Raw genomic sequence first — 13,177 nt, 5'->3', positions numbered from 1 at the left:
AGGTGAAGTTCGCCAAAGGGCACGGCACCCAGAACGACTTTGTGGTGTTGCCCGACCCCGACGGCGAATTGACGCTGCCCCCCGCCGCGGTGGCCGCGCTGTGCGACCGCCGCCAGGGTCTCGGTGCCGACGGCGTCCTGCGGGTCACCAGGGCGGCCGCGGCGCATTCGGCGGGGGTCTTCGACCGGATTCCCGAGGGCGTGGCCCCGGACGACTGGTACATGGACTACCGCAACGCCGACGGGTCGATTGCGCAGATGTGCGGCAACGGGGTCCGGGTATTCGCGCACTACCTGCGCGTTTCTGGGTTGGAGAGCCGCGACGAGTTCGTCGTCGGATCGCTGGCGGGTCCGCGGCCGGTCGTGCTGCACGACTGGGACGCCACGCGCGCGGATGTCACCGTCGAGATGGGCAAGACCAACCAACTGGGTGTCGGCGAGGCGATCGTTGGCGGCAGACCGTTCGCGGGCCTGGCGATCGATGTGGGCAATCCGCATCTGGCGTGCGTCGACCCCGTCATGACGTTCGGCGAACTGGCGGCGTTGGACGTCGCGGCGCCGGTGTCGTTCGACCGCGCGCAATTCCCCGAAGGAGTCAACATCGAGGTGCTGACGGCTCCGGTGGACGGGGCCGTGTCCATGCGGGTGCACGAGCGTGGTGTCGGCGAGACGCGTTCCTGTGGCACCGGAACCGTCGCTGCTGCCGTCGCGGCGCTGGCGTACGGAGGTGCGGGCACCGGCACACTGCGGGTGCACATCCCCGGCGGCGCCGTCACCGTCACGATCACCGACGCGTCCAGCTACCTCCGCGGCCCGTCAGTCCTGGTGGCCGAGGGCGAACTATCCGAGGAATGGTGGCGTGCCGCCCAGCGTTAATTCATGTGCATCGGCAGCACCGGCCGTGCCAGTCTGTATTCGCTTATGACGTATCCCAAATTCCCAGTCAACGAGACACCCAGCGCGGGTGAGCTCGCCCTCGAAGACCGCGCGGCGCTGCGCCGCGTGGTGGGTTTGTCGACCGAACTCTCCGACGTCTCCGAGGTCGAATACCGCCAGCTTCGGCTGGAACGCGTCGTGCTGGTCGGCGTGTGGACCGAGGGCAGCGCCGCGGACGTCGACGCCAGCATGGCCGAGCTCGCCGCGCTCGCCGAGACCGCCGGCTCACAGGTGCTCGAAGGTCTCGTGCAGCGCCGCGACAAGCCGGACCCGTCGACGTACATCGGCTCGGGCAAGGCGCAGGAACTGCGTGAAGTGGTGCTTGCGACCGGGGCCGACACGGTGATCTGTGACGGAGAGCTGAGCCCTGCGCAGCTCAACGCGCTGGAGAAGGCCGTCAAGGTCAAGGTGATCGACCGGACCGCGCTGATCCTTGACATCTTCGCCCAGCACGCCACGAGCCGCGAAGGTAAAGCGCAGGTGGCGTACGCGCAGATGGAGTACATGCTGCCCAGGCTGCGCGGCTGGGGTGAGTCGATGTCCCGGCAGGCCGGGGGCCGGGCCGGCGGAGCCGGTGGCGGTGTGGGTACCCGCGGGCCGGGCGAGACGAAGATCGAGACGGACCGCAGGCGCATCCGCGAGCGAATGTCCAAGCTGCGCCGCGAAATCAAGGACATGAAGAAGATTCGCGACACCCAGCGCAGCCGCCGGCTGGCCAGCGATGTGGCGTCGATCGCGATCGTCGGCTACACCAACGCGGGCAAGTCGAGTCTTCTCAACGCACTGACCGGCGCCGGTGTCCTCGTGGAGAACGCATTGTTCGCCACGCTCGAACCGACAACGCGCCGTGGGGAATTCGCCGACGGCCGGCCCTTCGTCCTGACCGACACGGTGGGGTTCGTCCGGCACCTGCCGACCCAGTTGGTCGAGGCGTTTCGGTCTACTCTGGAGGAGGTCGTCGACGCCGACCTGCTCGTGCATGTCGTCGACGGCTCCGATGTCGGCCCGCTGGCGCAGATCAACGCGGTGCGCCAAGTGGTCAACGAGGTGGTTACCGATCATGACGGCAAACCGGTCCCAGAGCTGGTGGTGGTCAACAAGATCGACGTAGCAGACGACCTCGCGCTGGCGCAGCTTCGGCGGGCCCTGCCGGATGCGGTGTTCGTCTCCGCACACACGGGTGACGGTCTGGGGCGGCTGCAGCAGCGGATGGCCGAACTCATCGCTCCGACGGACACGGCGGTGGATGTGACGATTCCCTATGACCGCGGCGATCTGGTCAACAAGGTGCATGCCGACGGTCGCATTGATGCGACCGAGCACACCGCCGACGGCACGAGGATCAAGGCTCGCGTGCCGATTCCGTTGGCGGCCACGTTGAGCGAATACTCAACGTTCTAGGTTGGGCGCCGATACCATCGGCGGATGACGCGGCTCGACCCCTTCCGCCACCCGCGGGCGCGCGACGAGTTCATCGCCAAATACGACGCCGTCGTCGCCGACTGACCCGTCGATTGCGAAGAGCGCGACCTCACTACCGAATTCGGCGCCACGCATGTGATCGTGAGTGGTCCGGAGTCGGCGCCGCCGCTTGTTCTCCTGCACGGGGCGGCGGCCACCGCGACCATGTGGCGTCCGGTCATCGAGACGCTCAGCGCGACCTATCGGTGCTATTGCGTGGACACGATCATCGAAGGCAACAAGAGTATTGCCAGCAGACGGATCCTCGGCAAAGTCAAACTCGTGGAATGGTTGCGCCGGGTGTTCGCTGCGCTCGATATCAAGCAGGCAAGGGTGGTCGGCCTCTCCTACGGCGGCTGGCTCGCGGCCAATCTCGCGCTGCACGCGTCCGAACTTGTACATCGTCTTGTATTGCTTTGTCCAGCAGCGACATTCGCACCTATTACTCTCAAGTTCTATCAGGGGGTATTCTCGGCGAGCCTCTCGCGATCACCGGAGCGGGCCCGCCACTTCGTGCAGTGGCTGTCGAGTACGCCGAATGTGGAGGCCGACCCCATAGCGGATCTCATCGTGACGGCACTGCTGTCGAACAAGCCGGTCCCCACCGGGTTGACACCACCGACGGTACTTTCCGACGACGCACTTCAGCGGATCGCCGTGCCGACAACGGTTTTGATAGGGGATCGCGAAGTGATCTACCGCGGCGGTCCGCACGCAGCGATTGCCAGGGCGCAACGGTTGATCCCAGACGTCCGGACGGACCTCATCCCCGGTGCCAACCATATTCTGACTCTCGACTGTCCGAAAGAACTTGCGGCCGAATTGCTCACTGCACTGGCCTGATAAAGCCAAAAGATCCCCGAACCCATGAGGATTCGGGGACCTTTTCGTAAAGCTAGTTCTGCTCGGCTTCCTGGCGCTTCTCGGCGGTCTTGGCTGCGCCGCGCGCAGCCTCGGCTTCGGCTTCCTTCTGGGCGGCATTGCGCTGGGCCTCGGCCTTGTCCTGCTGAGCCTGGCCTTCGCGGTACAGGTCGTCACGTCCGGCGACCGCGCCCGCGACCTCCTTGACCTTGCCCTTCACGCCCTCGACGACGCCTTTGATGGCTTCCTCGGGTCCGCTGTTCTTGTCCGACATTCGTTGTCTCCTTGCTGAGGGGTCAGGTGGTCATCAGATCCCCGATTAGGCGGTTCGCTAAACCCATTCCGCGCCATGGTGGCTGACGTCACATCGCTGTCCGGCGTCGGTTGATAGCGGTATAGCTGCCGCGGCAACAGAACTCGCGAGCCGGGAGTCAAAAGCGATGGCTGCGTATGGTCACCGTAGATGTCGGGCGCACATAAACCCCGATTTCATTCCGATATGAGTTTCTTGTATCCGGTCGCCGGGCAATTCGATTCGGCGCTTCGCTGGGCAAGATCCGAAGATTTTGCACATAGCCGAGGTATTTTCTGTCTCAGAGTTTGCGTGTGTTCTTTGGTTATCAACGTCTTCTGACGGACAGTTGACGGGCGCGATACGTTTCATGGAATTTGCGCCGACTGTGGGAGGGTCAATGAGCGGGCAGCAGAGTCGGCGCCGCATGGTGCGTTATCGGCTCGGAATCAGTTTGCTGACATTGTCGATGGCTGTCTTGTTGGCACCGATCACGGCGGCGCAACCGGATGCCGACGCTAACGCAGCGATAACCGCGGCGTGGGAGGCCAGCGGCGGTGACGGCGGCCCACTGGGACCCAAAAACGGCGGCGTCTACCCGGCCGGCCCCGGTTTCGGCCAAAACTTCGCTGGCGGCAAGATCTTCTTCACGCCTGCGACCGGCGCACACTTCGTACAGGGTGCCATCTTGGAGAAGTACGAGTCGCTCGGTGGCCCAGCCGACAGTGATCTGGGGTTCCCCACCATCGATGAGGGGCCCGGGCGAGCGCCGGACAGTCGAAACGTCACGTTCAGCGCGACGGACAAGCCGGTCATCTTCTTCACACCTGCGACCGGCGCACGTGTGGTCCGTGGGCCGATCAACGCCGCGTGGGACAAGCTCGGTGGTTCGTCGGGCACACTCGGCGTACCAGCGGAGGACGAGGTCTACAAGGGCGACGCCGTCTCGCAGAAGTTCACCGGCGGCGAATTGTCGTATGACATTCGCAAGAAGTCCTTCACCACCGTGCCGCCGGAACTTGCAGCTCAGTTGGGCGACCTGCAGTTTCCCGATGATCCGACCGCGGCGATCAATGCCGCCCGGCGCGCCGCCGGAGGACCGCTGGGGCCGCTGGGCGCCGCCGACGGAGCGCCCTTCCCGGTCGGCAAGGACGGACTGAGGCAGAACTTCGCCGGCGGCGCGATCTTCTACACACCTGCCACCGGTGCGAACGTCGTGACCGGACAGGTGCTGGCCAAGTACGAGAGCGTCGGCGGGCCCGAAGGCGATCTCGGCTTCCCGCTCACCAGCGAGGTCGATGGCGGGCTGTCAACTGCCAGCCGCATGTCCAGCTTCGCGGCCGAGGACAAGCCGGTCATCTTCTGGACGCCGGATCACGGTGCGGTGATCGTGCGGGGTGCCATGGCGGCAGCCTGGGACCGGCTCGGCGGGGCCAAAGGCGAGCTGGGCGCGCCGATGGCCGACCAGACGGAGGCCGGCGACGTCGTCACGCAGCGCTTCACCGGTGGCGTCATTTCGTGGGACCGAACGAAGAACACCTTCAGCACCGAACCGGCCAATCTGGCCGCCGAATTGGCCGGACTCGAGGTGCCGGGTCAGCAGTCGGCGCCCGAGACGCCGGGCAGCCCGCAGGCGTCAGATTCGGACGACACCAACAAGTGGTGGAAACCGAACGTGTGGTGGCTGCTGGCGCTCGTGCCGTTGGTGGCAGTGATCGGAGCCGTCGTGCTCGCGATCGCGCTGCGGCGCCGCAACAAGACCGATCCTTTTGCGCCCGACGAATCTCTTGCGATGCAGGACGTCCGGTTCAGTGGCGACGCCGATGCCGCGTACAGCACCGCGGCCGCTCCGGATCGGGTGACCAGCGACGACGAGTACGCCGCGGCGATGTTCGGCGATCGCTACGCAGGCGAGGAATTGGGCTCACTGCCCCGCCGGGGCGAGGATATGACACCGGAGGCCGTGCCCGAGGAGGAAGACCTTTGGGGTGCGCCGTCGTCGGCATCGAGCGTTCAGGAGACCGCGCAGGATGCCGAGGACGCCAAGGATAACGACGAGCCGCCGGCCCCTGAAGGCGAGTCCGACGATGAAGACGACCCGGACGCGGTCGATACGGCCCCGACTCGTATTCAGACCGGCGAAGCGGTGATCGCGGCCGCGGCGGCGGCCGCCGCGGTCAAGCGCGACCCCCTCATCGATACCGGACGCCATGCCCGGATCGAGGTGGACGACGACCTGCCGTCGCAGCGCGTTGCTTTCATGGTGCCGCTCGACGACCCGAACGAGGCACCAGAGGGCTACCCGGTCAAGGCGAATACCAAGACTGGTGTGTATTGGACACCCAGCAGTCCGTTATATGACGACGCCCGCGCCGAAATCTGGTTCGCCAGTGAGGAACTCGCGCGCGTGAACGGTTTCGTCACCGACGATGAGGCGCGCTAGATCTTACGGATCACCGTCACGACCTTGCCAAGCACGGCGGCGTCGTTACCGGGAATCGGATCGAACGCCGGGTTGTGCGGCATCAGCCATACCTGACCGCGCGTGCGCTTGAACGTCTTCACCGTCGCCTCACCGTCGATCATCGCGGCGACGATGTCGCCGTTGTCGGCAACGTTCTGTTGACGCACGACCACCCAGTCGCCGTCACAGATCGCCGCGTCGACCATGGAGTCGCCGACCACCTTCAGCAGGAACAGCGAGCCCTCGCCGACCAATTCGCGCGGTAGCGGGAAAACATCCTCGACGGCCTCTTCGGCCAGGATCGGGCCGCCGGCGGCGATGCGGCCCAACACCGGGACGAACGTCGGCTCCGGTAACGCATCCGACCCTGCGACGTCGGTGGCGACGACCGGGGGGCCGCTGTCCGCCCCGCGCACGTCCACGGCGCGTGGCCGGTTGGGGTCGCGTCGCAGATAGCCCTTGCGCTCCAGAGTGCGCAACTGGTGGGCCACCGACGACGTCGACGTCAGCCCGACCGCGTCGCCGATCTCTCTGATGCTCGGGGGATAGCCGCGACTGGTCACCGAGGCGCGGATCACATCGAGGATGGTGCGTTGACGCTCGGTGAGCCCGGTGTCGAGCCCACCGCGCCCGCCGGTGCCGGCTGCGCCACCCGGGGTATCGCTGCTGGAGTCCATGGCGCGAATCTAGCCCGCGGCCGCCGATTAATCAAACATGTGTTCGAGGCGTGTCGGATCGCCACGTGCTGGTGAGACCTTGACGACCCGGAGACGACTCGGGCATCAGAACTTGTCGGTGGGTGCCGCTATCGTTTGGCAACAGTTCGATCACATGTTCTATTAATCGAACACCTGAGCGAGTATGTTCGAACACACAAGCGAACGACCTTGGACCGGAAGGCAGGAAGATGACGATTCTCGAGACGCGGGAAATCCAGGCAACACCTGTGGTCAGGCCGGGTGTCCGGCCCGCGGGTGCACGGCGGCGGCCGCCGTCACGGCGGCCCGGCGGCGCTCCGGTGCGGTACCGCAGCTCCGGTGTCCTCGTGTCGCGCGCTCCGCGCCGGCGCCGCCCCATCACCCCGGTCACGACGGTCCTGTTGGCAATGGTCGCCGCAGGCATCACAGTGTGGCTCGGCCTGGTGGCACAGTTCGGCGGTGTCGTCGGCGAATCGGCCCCAGTGCCCGACCGGCTCGCGGTGGTTCAGGTGCAGACGGGCGAAACGCTGCAGCAGGTGGCGGGCCGAGTGGCGCCCGATGCGCCGGTGGGAAGCGTTGTCGACCGGATCCGCGAACTCAACCAACTCGACACGGTGGCGATTCATGCCGGCCAGACACTGATCGCACCGATCAGTTGACGGTGCGCTGTGGGCGGTGAAAACATCAGCCCCGCAAGGGTATTCGGTAACACCACGATGGGATATGTGCCAATCAGCACGAACCTGGGCTCGCGAACTCCCGCGCAGGTACGCTCAGAGGCGTTCGGGTTGGTCGTTTGGTGGTGTGGCGAAGGAGCGGTGATGCACTGTCCGTTCTGTCGTCATCCCGATTCCCGAGTGGTCGACTCCCGGGAAACCGACGAAGGCCAGGCGATTCGCCGCCGCAGATCATGCCCGGAATGCGGTCGTCGCTTCACGACGGTCGAGACGGCGGTGCTCGCCGTCGTCAAACGCAGCGGTGTCACGGAGCCGTTCAGCCGGGAGAAGGTCGTCAAAGGCGTGCGCCGCGCCTGCCAGGGCCGGGCGGTCGACGACGACGCGCTGAATCTGCTTGCTCAGCAGGTCGAGGACGCGGTGCGAGCCACCGGTTCGGCTGAGGTCCCCAGCAATGAGGTGGGCCTGGCCATCCTCGGTCCGCTCCGTGACCTCGACGAAGTCGCCTACCTCCGGTTTGCCTCGGTCTACCGCGGATTCACGTCGGCAGAGGATTTCGAGCGCGAGATCAAGGAGCTGCGTGAGCATCGCGAATCTCCACAGCCGGCCCAGAGCTGACCCGCCCCCTCACTCGATCTGTTTCGTACCGTCGTTGACGACGCGCCCTGCGACCCGCACCCAGCCCTCGGGGCTCCACTCGGTGGATATTCTCGACCCCTTACCCTGCACGATCTCCAGGTCCTGGCTGAGGTAGTCGGTGATGCGGACCGCCGCGGCGCCGGTGGCCTCGTCCTCCGGGACGCCGAGATCGGCGGCGAACATCCTTGAGCGGATCACTCCGGCGGCTTTGTCGAGCCAGGTCCACAGATAGTGCTCGGCCGCATCGGTGTAGTCGGACGGATCCGCCGCCATCAGTTCGTCGACGGACGCGAGGTCATAGATCGCGAAGTCCGGAGCCCATTCCGAACGCGCACTCACGGCCGTCAGATCGCCGTCGTAGGTGACCTGCACGATGCCCGCGGGCACCTGCAAGGTGTTGATGGCGAAACCCTGCTCGCGCAGCCACCACGAGGCACCCACGGTCGGATGGCCCGCAAAGGGCAATTCGACGGCCGGGGTGAAGATCCGCGCGTGCGCCGTGCTGGAGCCGCTTTGCGGCAGATCGATGAAAATGGTTTCGCTGTAACCCAATTGGGTGGCGATCCGTTGACGGTCGGTGGGCTCGACGGTGCTGTTGTCGACAACGCCTAGCGGATTTCCGAAGTTGCCGTCGGGGTCGGTGAATACCCGCAGTACCGTTACGTCGATGGCCATGGACCGATGCTACCGAGGTGCGTCGACGTCTTCAGGTGGCGCTGCGCTCGTCGTGGTCCATCGCGTCGAGTACGGCGACCCGGGTGTCGGCCGAGCCTGAGATCGCACCCTCTTCGATGCCGGTGCGCAGCAATCCGCGCAGATAATCCTGGTCGTAGACCGCGGGTTCGGTGGAAAGAATGAACTGCTCGAGAACCTCGACGAACCGGTCTGGGTCGTCGTGGAACGGGAAGTGCCCGGAACCCTCGAAGATCTCCAGCAGTGAGCCCGGCATCGCCGCATGTGCCAGACGGGCATGACTGACCGGTATCACCGAGTCGGCACTTCCCCAAATCAATTGCACCGGAACGGATTGCGTCAAATAACATCGATCGAGCATTGTGACAACTTGGCCGCGCCAGTCCACTACCGCGCGCAGCGTGCGCGCGAAGGCCGACGAGGCCGTCGGCTCCGGCAGATCCGCGAGGATCCGAAGCACGTCGGGAATGTCACGGCCCAGACCTGTCGATCCGAACATCGCTCCGGCCACACGTCCGACGGCGTGCACCGCCGGCAGCACCAGCGGTAGACGCAGAAACGCCAACGCCTCGCTGCCCATCGGCAGTGAGGCGACCCGCAGCGCGATGTTGACGTCTTTGGTCACGCCGCCGGCTCCCACGAGGATCAGCCGCTCGACGAGCTGGGGGAACTGGTAGGCGAACTGCATCGCCACGCCGCCACCCAGGGAGTGGCCGACGACAGTGACCCGGTCGACGTCGAGCACGCTCAGCAGGTCACGCATCCCGTTGGCGTACGCGGCCACCGAGTAGTCGGCGCGGGGCTTATCGGACTTGCCGTGGCCCAGCAGATCTGGCGCGATGACGGTGAATCGCTGGGCCAATTTCGACTGAACCGTGCTCCAGGTGGTGGAGTTGTCGCCGATGCCGTGAATCAGCAGGATCGCTGGTCCAGAGCCCGCCACTCGATACGCGCGCCGGTACCCGTGGATAGTGCGGAACTCCAACTCGGGTGTGAGTTCCCGAACCGGGCGCAGGTTGGTCGGTCGCGCGGCCATTGCGACAACTTAGCTGCCCTTCCGGACGGGCGCTATTTGGCGTCGCCGTCTTTGCCCCTGTCCTGCTGCCGGAGGAACCGCTCGAACTCCGCACCGAGCTCCTCGCCGCTGGGCAGATCCTCGTCGTGGGCAAGCAGCGAGCGGTTCTCCTGGGCCGCGGCGAAAGCGTCGTACTGACGCTCCAACGCGGTCACCACCTGGGCCACCTCGGTGCTGCCCTCGACCTGCTCGTTGATCTTCTGCAGTATTTCGGCGCCCGCGGCGTCCAGCGCCTGTAGCGGGATCTGGAGCCCGCCGGTCTTGGCCACCTCGGCCAGCAGCACCTCCGCGGCGGCGGGGTAGTCGGTCTGGGCGAGGTAATGCGGCACGTGCACGGTGAATCCGACGACCTCGTACCCGTGCTGGGACATCCGGAACTCCAACAAATTCGACACACTGCCCGGCACCTGCACCTCGCCGACCCACGGCTGATGTTCGGCGATCAGTTCCTTGTCGTTGGAGTGTGCCGTCAGCGTGATGGGACGGGTGTGCGGGACGGCCATCGGGATGGCCCCCAGGCCGATCACCCGGCGCACCCCGAGCCGCTCGGCCAGCAGTCGCACGGCCGTCAGAAACCGCTCCCACCGCAGGTCCGGCTCCAGGCCGGCAAGCAGCAGAAACGGCGTGCCGACGCTGTCGTGCATCGCGTAGAGGCTGAGTTCGGGTTCCTCGTAGTGGGTGAAGTGGTCGGTCTTGAAGGTCATCAGGGGGCGCCGCGATCGGTAATCCAGCAGTTCGTCGATCGCGAAGGAGGCCACCAACTCGGTGTCGAGGGTGTTCCTGAGGTGCTGGGCGGCCAGCTTGATGGCGTGGCCGGCGTCGGAAAAGCCCTCGAGCGCATGGATCAACACCGGACCGCGGCCATCCGCCGACGTCAGCTTCGGGGCCGGAAACTCCAGCTCGTACATGCCGGTCTGGTCCGGTTGGTAACGCTGCTCGGGTTGATCTGCCTCGTCCGCCATCTTCGCGCCTCCTCGACGGTGTGAAAAGCGTGATCGCCTTTCCCAACGTGACAACCAGTGTGGCCCACGTTGCGTTACCCAAACGTACGACCCCGGCCTAATGCAGCTCGCCGAAGCGGGAATCGCTAATGGCGAAATTGATTCAGAGCACGCAGTTTGTTCATCACGTCCAGCGCGGCGACCTTGTAGGCCTCGGAGAACGTGGGGTAGTTGAAGACCGCGTCGACGAGGTATTCGATGGTTCCGCCGCAGCCCATCACGGCCTGGCCGATGTGGACCATCTCGGTCGCGCTGGTGCCGAAGATGTGGACACCGAGCAGCTTCAGGTCGTCCGTCGAGACCAGCAGCTTCAGCATTCCGTAGGAATCGCCGGCGATCTGTCCGCGCGCCAATTCCCGATAGCGCGAGACGCCGACTTCATACGGCAGGCACTTCTTGGTCAGTTCTACCTCGGTGGCACCCACATACGACACCTCCGGGATGGAGTAGATGCCGATCGGCTGGAGGTCGGTCATGCCCTTGGCCGGTTCACCGAAGGCGTGATAGGCGGCCAGTCGGCCCTGCTCCATCGAAGTGGCCGCCAATGCTGGAAATCCGATCACGTCCCCGACGGCATAGATGTGGTCGACGCGGGTCTGGAAGTTGCTATCGACGGTGATGCGCCCTCGCGCATCGGTCTGCAGGCCGGCGTTGGCCAGATCGAGGTGTTCGGTCTGGCCCTGCCTGCCCGCGGAATACATCACCGTCTCGGCCGGAATCTGCTTGCCGCTGGCCAGGGTGGTGACTGTGCCAGCGGCGCCGACGTCGACGGCGGTCACCTCCTCTCCGAACCGGAACGTCACCGCGAGGTCGCGCAGGTGGAACTTCAGTGCCTCGATGATCTCGGGGTCGCAGAAGTCGAGCATGTTGTCGCGCTTCTCCACCACGGTGACCTTGGTGCCGAGCGCGGCGAACATGGAGGCGTATTCGATGCCGATCACGCCGGCCCCCACCACGACCATGGTGGTCGGCAGCAACTTCAGGTCGAGGATGCCGTCGGAGTCCAGGACGCGGTCCTCGTCGAACTCGACGCCGGCCGGGCGCGCCGGCTTGGTACCGGTGGCGATCACGACGTGATCCCCGCTGACGGTTGTGCGCTCGCCCCGGGTGGGCTCCTCGACCAGCACGGTGTGCGCGTCGACGAACCGGCCGTGCCCCTGGACGAGATCGATGCGGTTGCGCATCAACTGCGAACGGACGACGTCCTGCTCCTTGCCGATCACGTGAGACGTGCGGGCGAGCAGGTCGGCGGGGGTTATCTTCTCCTTGACCCGGTAGCTGGCTCCGTAGAGCTCGCGCTGGTTCATGCCGGTGAGGTAGAGCACGGCTTCCCGCAGTGTTTTCGACGGGATCGTCCCTGTGGTCACGCACACCCCGCCAAGCATCCGTCCGCGTTCGATGATGGCGACCGTCTTGCCGAGCTTTGCCGCGGCTATCGCGGCCTTCTGGCCACCGGGGCCAGAACCGATGACGACGAGGTCGTATTCGAGCATGGAACCCATGGCAACAAGGTCTACGCCGGTTGCGCGGATCTTGCACGCCGACGGGCGTCGAGACCACGTGAAATTAATCGTCCGTTACCAAACCCGGATCCGTACGCGCGCCTGACTGGTCGGCGGACGCAGCGGTGAGACGATGACCCCGATGGGTGACAGGCTGTCGCGGTGCCTGCGCGGCTGCGCGCTGCTGATGGTCGCGGCGTCGCTGGCTGCATGCAGCCGTGTCGTCGTCGGGGCCTCGGAGCCGGCGTCCGGGGTAGAGGAAAAGGCCCCGGTCCCGGTTGCGCAGCTGCTCATCGAACCCAACCGTTTCCCGCCGCAGTACGCGGCTGCGGAACTCGACGACGGCGGGCTGGACCGCGTGGTGCAGGACATCGACGCTGTTTCGAGGGGCGAGGTCGTCACCCCGCCCACCTGCACGCCGCCGGTCTTGTGGCACAGCGAAACCGTTGGTGTGGAAGGGGTCGACAGCGCGACCGCGAGCAGGCTGATCCTCGTCGTGATGCGGCCGGTACCGCCCTTGAGCAGTCGGCTGGAGCAACTGCGTGCATGCCCGTCGTTCGACGTGGGCGCGGGCGAGCAGGCATCGACAGTGGACGTGACGGTGCTGCCCGCGCCGCCGGTCGACGCCGATGACGCCTACGCCGTCGAGCAGACCGTGACGACTCCGGAATCAGAGCGGACGGTGCTGACCTTCGCGGCCCAAATCGGCGACACGCGGGTGAGCGCCAGCTGGCTACAGGACCCAGCGGTGGACCAGGCCGACACCTCGTCGCTGGACGCGCTGTTCCGGGATGCGGTGGTGAAGCTGCGCCGCGACGGCTAGTGCCCGTTTCATCCCCAATCGCACTTTGATCCACATGGACGCCCTGTGCGACGTTGTGA

General features: G+C 65.8%; 13 protein-coding genes. 7 read left to right on the top strand and 6 right to left on the bottom strand.

The annotated features are described in order from the left end of the window. The first annotated feature begins 2 nt into the window (after nucleotides 1-2). The 3 genes from dapF to G6N36_RS07525 all read left to right on the top strand — a co-directional run bounded on the left by dapF (nucleotide 3) and on the right by G6N36_RS07525 (nucleotide 3,239). Nucleotides 3-875 (top strand): diaminopimelate epimerase, encoded by an 873-nt coding sequence (dapF, locus tag G6N36_RS07535; RefSeq protein WP_163685943.1) that lies wholly within the window; start codon nucleotides 3-5, stop codon nucleotides 873-875. Nucleotides 876-920: 45 nt separating this feature from the next. Then, complete coding sequence (hflX, locus tag G6N36_RS07530; protein WP_163690529.1) at nucleotides 921-2,336, top strand: GTPase HflX; 1,416 nt, start codon at nucleotides 921-923, stop codon at nucleotides 2,334-2,336. A gap of 156 nt (nucleotides 2,337-2,492) precedes the next feature. Then, entirely contained in the window at nucleotides 2,493-3,239 is a 747-nt protein-coding gene (locus tag G6N36_RS07525) for an alpha/beta fold hydrolase (RefSeq protein WP_328822737.1), read from the top strand. 52 nt (nucleotides 3,240-3,291) lie between these two features. Here the strand turns inward: G6N36_RS07525 and mbp1 are convergent, their stop codons facing one another. Then, entirely contained in the window at nucleotides 3,292-3,531 is a 240-nt protein-coding gene (gene mbp1 / locus G6N36_RS07520) for a microaggregate-binding protein 1 (RefSeq protein ID WP_163685941.1), read from the bottom strand. A 418-nt stretch (nucleotides 3,532-3,949) separates the two neighbouring features. Here mbp1 and G6N36_RS07515 point away from each other — a divergent pair, with 418 nt between their 5' ends. Further along, nucleotides 3,950-5,992 carry an LGFP repeat-containing protein gene (locus G6N36_RS07515; RefSeq protein ID WP_163685939.1) on the top strand — a complete coding sequence of 681 codons (2,043 nt, stop codon included), beginning with the start codon at nucleotides 3,950-3,952 and terminating at the stop codon, nucleotides 5,990-5,992. Here the strand turns inward: G6N36_RS07515 and lexA are convergent. Further along, entirely contained in the window at nucleotides 5,989-6,690 is a 702-nt protein-coding gene (gene lexA / locus G6N36_RS07510) for a transcriptional repressor LexA (RefSeq protein WP_163685937.1), read from the bottom strand. The genes G6N36_RS07515 and lexA overlap by 4 nt on opposite strands. A gap of 230 nt (nucleotides 6,691-6,920) precedes the next feature. Here lexA and G6N36_RS07505 point away from each other — a divergent pair, with 230 nt between their 5' ends. After that, the gene (locus G6N36_RS07505) at nucleotides 6,921-7,370 is read left to right on the top strand and encodes a LysM peptidoglycan-binding domain-containing protein (RefSeq protein WP_163685936.1); all 450 of its coding nucleotides are present in this window, start codon (nucleotides 6,921-6,923) and stop codon (nucleotides 7,368-7,370) included. Between the two features lie 162 nt (nucleotides 7,371-7,532). Then, nucleotides 7,533-8,003 carry a transcriptional regulator NrdR gene (nrdR, locus tag G6N36_RS07500; RefSeq protein WP_083123767.1) on the top strand — a complete coding sequence of 157 codons (471 nt, stop codon included), beginning with the start codon at nucleotides 7,533-7,535 and terminating at the stop codon, nucleotides 8,001-8,003. Nucleotides 8,004-8,012: 9 nt separating this feature from the next. Here nrdR and G6N36_RS07495 read toward each other — a convergent pair whose 3' ends face one another. The 4 genes from G6N36_RS07495 to sthA all read right to left on the bottom strand — a co-directional run bounded on the left by G6N36_RS07495 (nucleotide 8,013) and on the right by sthA (nucleotide 12,286). Next, complete coding sequence (locus G6N36_RS07495; protein ID WP_163685934.1) at nucleotides 8,013-8,699, bottom strand: PhzF family protein; 687 nt, start codon at nucleotides 8,697-8,699, stop codon at nucleotides 8,013-8,015. Between the two features lie 31 nt (nucleotides 8,700-8,730). Then, nucleotides 8,731-9,753 (bottom strand): alpha/beta fold hydrolase, encoded by a 1,023-nt coding sequence (locus G6N36_RS07490; protein ID WP_163685932.1) that lies wholly within the window; start codon nucleotides 9,751-9,753, stop codon nucleotides 8,731-8,733. A 32-nt stretch (nucleotides 9,754-9,785) separates the two neighbouring features. Continuing rightward, nucleotides 9,786-10,754: a proteasome assembly chaperone family protein gene (locus G6N36_RS07485; RefSeq protein WP_163685931.1), complete on the bottom strand. Its 969-nt coding sequence runs from the start codon at nucleotides 10,752-10,754 to the stop codon at nucleotides 9,786-9,788. A 125-nt stretch (nucleotides 10,755-10,879) separates the two neighbouring features. Further along, entirely contained in the window at nucleotides 10,880-12,286 is a 1,407-nt protein-coding gene (sthA, locus tag G6N36_RS07480) for a Si-specific NAD(P)(+) transhydrogenase (protein ID WP_179964909.1), read from the bottom strand. A 151-nt stretch (nucleotides 12,287-12,437) separates the two neighbouring features. Between sthA and G6N36_RS07475 the strand changes: the two genes are divergently transcribed. Beyond that, nucleotides 12,438-13,118, top strand: a complete 681-nt coding sequence (locus G6N36_RS07475) for a hypothetical protein (protein WP_235689989.1) — start codon at nucleotides 12,438-12,440, stop codon at nucleotides 13,116-13,118. Nucleotides 13,119-13,177: the final 59 nt, after the last annotated feature.

Origin of the sequence: Mycolicibacterium gadium (genome assembly GCF_010728925.1) — a bacterium.
GTDB classification, from domain to species: Bacteria; Actinomycetota; Actinomycetes; order Mycobacteriales; family Mycobacteriaceae; genus Mycobacterium; species Mycobacterium gadium.
This window is presented reverse-complemented; position numbering and strand designations above follow the sequence as displayed.